3 protein-coding genes and 1 pseudogene are annotated in these 5,184 nt (G+C 72.3%); 3 read left to right on the top strand and 1 reads right to left on the bottom strand.

Translation table 11 applies throughout. From position 1 onward, the window contains the following. Window positions 1-95: 95 nt before the first annotated feature. The gene (locus tag ACOJUF_RS09485; RefSeq protein ID WP_420121611.1) at window positions 96-2,114 is read right to left on the bottom strand and encodes a glycoside hydrolase family 15 protein; all 2,019 of its coding nucleotides are present in this window, start codon (window positions 2,112-2,114) and stop codon (window positions 96-98) included. A 244-nt stretch (window positions 2,115-2,358) separates the two neighbouring features. Here ACOJUF_RS09485 and aqpZ point away from each other — a divergent pair, with 244 nt between their 5' ends. The 3 genes and pseudogenes from aqpZ to ACOJUF_RS09470 form a co-directional block, all read left to right on the top strand. Then, complete coding sequence (aqpZ, locus tag ACOJUF_RS09480; protein WP_420121612.1) at window positions 2,359-3,102, top strand: aquaporin Z; 744 nt, start codon at window positions 2,359-2,361, stop codon at window positions 3,100-3,102. Window positions 3,103-3,257: 155 nt separating this feature from the next. After that, window positions 3,258-4,439, top strand: a complete 1,182-nt coding sequence (locus tag ACOJUF_RS09475) for a cysteine--tRNA ligase (protein WP_420121610.1) — start codon at window positions 3,258-3,260, stop codon at window positions 4,437-4,439. Between the two features lie 498 nt (window positions 4,440-4,937). After that, window positions 4,938-5,184: pseudogene (locus tag ACOJUF_RS09470) on the top strand (gluconate transporter); the annotation flags it as partial.

Genomic DNA, 5,184 nt, shown 5'->3' with positions numbered 1-5,184 from the left:
CATGGCTCGCGCGGGTCGACCGCTGAGACGGGCGGACGCTCGCGCGAGGATCAGACACAACCCGTGTTCTCGCCGCCGGGCTCATCCGCGCCCGATCAGGCCTGCCGGTTGGCCGGCGCGAACCCGTGCGAGCGGCGTCGCTCCTCGGCCCGGATGACGTGGGTGACCGCGTTGATCAGGGCGAGGTGGGTGAACGCCTGCGGGAAGTTGCCCAGGTGCCGGCCGCTGACCGGGTCCAGTTCCTCGGCGTACAGGCCCAGCGTCGAGGCGTGCGAGAGCAGGCGCTCGCACAGCGAGTGCGCCCGCTCCTCCTCGCCGATCTCGACCAGGGCCGAGACCAGCCAGAACGAGCAGATCGTGAAGGTGCCCTCCTCGCCGGCCAGGCCGTCGTCGGTCTCCTCCACGCGGTACCGCAGGACCAACCCGTCGTGGGTCAGCTCGTCCGCGATGGCCAGCACCGTCGCGCGGATCCGCGGGTCGTCCGGCGGCAGGAAGCGGACGAGCGGGGCCAGCAGCAGCGAGGCGTCCAGGGCGGTGTCCCCGTAACGCTGGACCAGCGCCCCACGGTCGTCGACGCCGTTGGCCAGGATGTCGGCGTGGATCTCGTCGGCGATCTTCTGCCACTTGGCCGCGATCTCCGGCGAGTCGTGCAGGGTGGCCAGCCGGACGCCCCGGTCGAGCGCCACCCAGCACATGATCTTCGACGCGGTGAAGTGCCGCGGCTCGCCCCACACCTCCCAGATCCCGCGGTCGGGCGCCCGCCAGTGCGCGGCGGCCTGCTCGACCTGGGCGATCACGATCGGCCACAGTTCCTCGGGCATCTGCTCACGGGACCGGGTGTGCAGGTAGATCGAGTCCAGCAGGGCGCCCCAGACGTCGTGCTGCTGCTGGTTGTAGGCGCCGTTGCCGATGCGGACCGGCCGGGCGTCGTCGTAGCCGGTCAGGTGGTCGAGCGTGCCCTCCTCCAGATGCCGCTCACCGCCGACGCCGTACATGATCTGCAGGTCGTTCGGGTTGTCCCGGCACACGTCGTGGATGAAATAGAAGAAGTCGTTGGCCTCGCGGTCGAACCCGAGCGTGTACAGGCCCCACAGCGCGAAGGTCGAGTCACGGATCCACGTGTAGCGGTAGTCCCAGTTCCGTTCCCCGCCCGGGGTTTCCGGCAGGGACGTGGTCGCCGCGGCGAGCAGGGCCCCGGTCGGGGCGTAGGACAGGCCCTTGAGCGCCAGCGCCGACGACTGCAGGTACGCCCGCCACGGATGGTCGGGAAATGTCCCCTGGGACAGCCACTGCCGCCAGTACTCGCCGGTCCGCCACATCCAGTCCTCGGCCTCGGCGGTGTCCGCCGGACCGGGCAGGTCGGAGAACGCGAGGCTGACGTAGTGCACCTCGTCCCGCTGCATCTTCGTCCGGGCCAGCGCGGTGCGACCCTCCAGGCCGATGCGCAGCGAGCTGGTCAGGCGCAGCGTCGGCTGTCCCTTGGCGGTGGCCACCACCTCGGAATAGTCCTTGCGCGGGTAGGTCCACTTCGCGCCCTTGCGGGCGTAATCGAACACCGGCTCGCACGTCATCTGCAGGTCGACGTTGCCGTAGACGCACTTGATGGTGCGCAGCAGCACGTGCGCGGCGTCGTAGTCGGTGGGGGACCGGCGGTGGGTCTTGGACCGCTCGTCGGTGTTGTGCCACTCGGCCATGATCAGCGCGTCCCGGACCACCAGCCAGCCCGTCGGCGTCTGCCACGTCGTCTCCAGCACCAGGGTGCCGGGCAGGTAGCGCCGCGCGGCCGGGACCGCGACACCGAACGGTGCGACGCGGAACGACCCGCCGGCCCGGTCCAGCAGCGCGGTGAACACGCTGGGGCTGTCGGGCCGCGGGACGCACATCCACTCGACCGCTCCCGACGGGGCGATGAGGCAGTTCGCCTCGCAGTCCGAGAGGAAGGCGTAGTCGCCGATCCCGGGGAAGTTGCCGTTCGTGTGGTGCACCTCGTGCAGCGGGGCGACGGCGTCGATCCCGTCGGCGACGGTGGCGCCCTCGAGCCGGTGGACCTCGCCGTCGGCGGAGGTGGTGACGGCATCCAGGCTGACGTCCAGGGCGGCGTCGGTGTCGGTCATCCGTGCATTGTCCGTCACGTTTTCCGAACCGGTATGGCGAACAGATCACGGGTGGATGACGCCGATGGGGTGATCCGATGCCACATCCGGCCCGCGGCAGCCGGTTCGTCACCGTGATCACCTACGGTGTTCGGCGTCACCGAGGGGCCCGGTGGCCGGGACCGCGGTGTGCGGGCCGGCCCCGACAACGTCGTTCGCGGTCATCCTCGACCACCCATCTCCGTGAGGAACCGCCATGCCCCTGATCCATCGTCTCGTCGCCGAGTTCATCGGCACCTTCGTGCTCGTGTTCGGCGGCTGCGGCGCCGCCGTGCTCGCCGCCGGCATCCCCGATGTCGGCATCGGCTTCCTCGGGGTCTCCCTGGCCTTCGGCCTCACCGTGCTGGTGATGGTCTACACGGTCGGCCGGATCTCGGGCGGGCACTTCAACCCGGCGGTCTCGCTGGGCCTGGTGCTCGGCCGGCGCCTGCCGGCGGCCGACCTGCTGCCGTACGTGCTGGCCCAGGTGGCCGGCGCCGTCGCGGCCGCCGGGCTGCTGCGGGTCGTCGCCGGCGGCAAGCCGGGCTTCACCGTCGACAACACCCAGGCCGGCGCCTTCGCGACCAACGGGTACGGGGACTTCTCGCCCGAGGGCTACTCCCTGGCCGCCGCTCTCGTCGTCGAGGTGGTGCTGACGGCGATCTTCCTGCTGGTGATCCTGGGGGCCACCGATCGCCGGGCGCCGCAGCAGTTCGCGGGCATCGCCATCGGGCTGTCGTTGACGCTGATCCACCTGATCTCGATCCCGGTCACCAACACCTCCGTGAACCCGGCCCGCTCCACCGGCCCGGCGCTGTTCGTCGGCGGCACCCCGCTGACCCAGCTCTGGCTGTTCTGGGTCGCGCCGCTGGTCGGCGCGGCGATCGCCGGCCTGGCCTACCGGTTCCTGGCCGGTTCCCCCGGCGCCGCGGACGAGCTGGCCGAGGCCCAGCCGGGTGTCGCCGACTGACGCGGCGCCCTGACCGGCGCCGGGGGCGCCGTGACCGTCAGGGATCGGACGCCCCCGTGCCCCGCGCGGGGGCGTCCGTCGTTCTCCGGTCCGGCCGGTCCGGCCGGTCGGCTCGCCGTCTTGGTCGGGTCGGGCCGCGCGGGCATGATGACCGGATGACCGTGAGTGCGCAGACGTCGTCGGGTGTGGTCGGTCTGGCCGGGCGGTTCCCGGCCGGCGCGAGCGCCGACGAGCCGAGCGCCCGGCTGCGGCTGGCCGGCCGGCCGCTGCCGATGGTCAGCCCGGCGCGGGTCTATGTCTGCGGGATCACCCCCTACGACGTCACGCACCTCGGCCACGCGGCGACCTTCGTCTGGGCGGACGCGGCGGAGTCGGTGCTCCGCTCGGTCGGAGTGCACACCCTGGCGTCCCGCAACGTCACCGATGTGGACGACGTGCTGACCACGGCGGCCAGCCGCCAGGGCCGGCACTACGACGACTTCGCGCTGTACCAGGAGTACCTGTTCGAGCAGGACATGGCCGCGCTCCGGGTGCGCCGGCCGGCGCACGCGCCCCGGGCCCGGCACCACGTCCCGCAGGTGCGCCAGCTGGCCGCGGCGCTGCTCACGACCGGCAATGCCTACGAGCGGGACGGTCACGTCTTCTTCCGCGGCGCCGTCGCGGCCGCCGATTCCGGTCTGAGCCGGGACCGGGCGCTCGCCCTGGCGTCCGAATTCGGCGACGACCCGGCCGATCCGCTGCGGGACGACCCGTTCGACACTCCGATCTGGCGCCCGTCGACCGCCGAGCACCCGGCCTGGCCGAGCCCCTGGGGCTGGGGGCGCCCCGGGTGGCACGCGGAATGCGCGGCCATGGCCCTGGCCACCCTTGGCGCCGGCGTCGACCTGCTGGTCGGTGGACGGGATCTGGTGTTCCCGCATCACGCCTACCAGGCGGCGATGGTCGAGGCGGCGACGGCCGTGACCCCCTTCGCGCGGCGCGTGATGCACGTGGGCGCCGTGCACGTCGACGGCCGGAAGATGGCCAAGTCCGTGGGCAACCTGGTGCTGGTCGGCGATCTCGTGCGCGATCATCCGCCGGCTGCGGTGCGCCTGCTGCTGCTCGACCGCCGTTGGGGCGCGGACTGGGAGTACCGGCCGGCCGATCTGGACGCCGCGACCGCGGAGCTGGAGCAGCTGTACGCGGCGGCCGGCCGCCCGAGCCGGTCGTCCGCCGCGAGCGGTGCCGTCACCGCGGCCCTGCTGGACGACCTCGACGTCCCGCGTGCGGTGGCCGTCGCGCGCGACGAGGGCGGCGAGGCGGCCCGCGGGCTGCTGCAGGTGCTGGCCCTGGGCTGATCCGGCCTCCGGGCGGGGACCGGGATCGCCCGCCGCCCGGCCGGCCGCGAGGCCCGCCGGTGACCCGCTGCCGCCCTCCGGGAGGGCCGGGATGCCCGGTCGTACCGGCTGATCCGGACACCTCCGGGGTAGGCCGGCGCGGCGCGCCGCCGACCCGAGATGGACTGCTCCAGAACTGATCCCGCCGCGCCGGTCCGGTCCGGCGGGCCTTTCCGCGCGCCCCGCTCGGTCGCCGGACCGCTCGTTCCGCCGGCCCCGGCCGACCCTGGTCGCGACCGGCGGGGTCGGCCGGGGCCGACCGCCCCCGGCACCCCCGGATCACACGTTCCGAAGATCCGCTCTCCCCTCCTCTTGACCCCTTTCACTATTCGTACTACTTTATCGACCTAGACAAGCAATACACATGTTGTTCATGCGGTTGATGGCGATCTCACATGTTGCGTGTGGACCTGCTGGCCGGTATCGGCCCGTCCACCGCCCAAGGCCTGAGGAGGCCCGATGTCTGTGCCGTTGTTGGTGGCTGCGCCTGATCCGGTGGTGCCGACGGGGTCGAACACCCAGTTGATCGTGGCGGCGTTGGGTGGGATCGCGGTGATCGTGCTGCTGATCACCTATGCCAAGTTGCATGCGTTCCTGGCGTTGATGATCGGGGCGATCTCGGTCGGGATCGCGGCCGGGTTGGGGTTGACCGCGTCGGTGACGGCGTTCGCCAAGGGGTTCGGCGACACGATGGGTGGTGTCGGGA

The sequence above is a fragment of the Nakamurella sp. genome (assembly GCF_048594475.1).
GTDB lineage: Bacteria > Actinomycetota > Actinomycetes > Mycobacteriales > Nakamurellaceae > Nakamurella.
Note: the sequence above shows the minus strand (reverse complement) of the source record. Positions and strands in the feature narration are given on the sequence as shown.

Coding starts and splice junctions, on each gene's coding strand:
- ACOJUF_RS09485 (WP_420121611.1), bottom strand. CDS start 2,114: ATGACCGACACCGACGCCGCCCTGGACGTCAGCCTGGATGCCGTCACC.
- ACOJUF_RS09475 (WP_420121610.1), top strand. CDS start 3,258: ATGACCGTGAGTGCGCAGACGTCGTCGGGTGTGGTCGGTCTGGCCGGG.